The sequence below is a fragment of the Burkholderia sp. Ac-20345 genome (assembly GCF_017104825.1).
Lineage (GTDB): Bacteria > Pseudomonadota > Gammaproteobacteria > Burkholderiales > Burkholderiaceae > Burkholderia > Burkholderia lata_B.
In genome coordinates this window covers 1-435 of sequence record NZ_JAAGPO010000553.1, presented here as the reverse complement: position 1 = coordinate 435, position 435 = coordinate 1, and the positions used below count along the sequence as shown (strand labels likewise).

The window sequence follows — 435 nt, the reverse complement described above, 5'->3', positions numbered from 1 at the left end:
GCTGCCGCACCGGCATGCGCGGCACGCGGCGCATCGGCCACCTGAAGCGCGTACTGCGCGAGCACCGGTGCCTCGAACAACGCGCGCACCGGCACGTCGCGGCCGAGCCGTTCGGCCACGCGCGTCGCGACGCGCACGGCGGCGAGCGAATGGCCGCCGAGATCGAAGAAGTGATCGCCACGGCCCACGCGCTCGAGATTCAGCACGTCGCACCAGATCGCCGCGAGCGCGGCTTCGTCGCCGTCGTGCGGCGCTTCGTACGCGCGTTCGACGCGTACCGGCGCCGGCAGCCGTGCGCGGTCGACCTTGCTGTTCGCGTTGCGCGGCAGCGCGTCAAGCACGATCAGCTGCGCGGGCACCATGTAGTCGGGCAGCGTGCGGCGCAGGTGCGCGTCGAGCGTCGCGGCTTCGACCGGCTGCGCGGCCGCCCGGGCG

1 protein-coding gene is annotated in these 435 nt (G+C 74.3%); it reads right to left on the bottom strand.

Annotation, left to right across the window (positions count from 1 at the left end; translation table 11 throughout):
* On the bottom strand, nt 1–435 hold a 435-nt coding region (locus G3O06_RS48625; RefSeq protein ID WP_205820500.1), incomplete at both ends, for a phosphopantetheine-binding protein.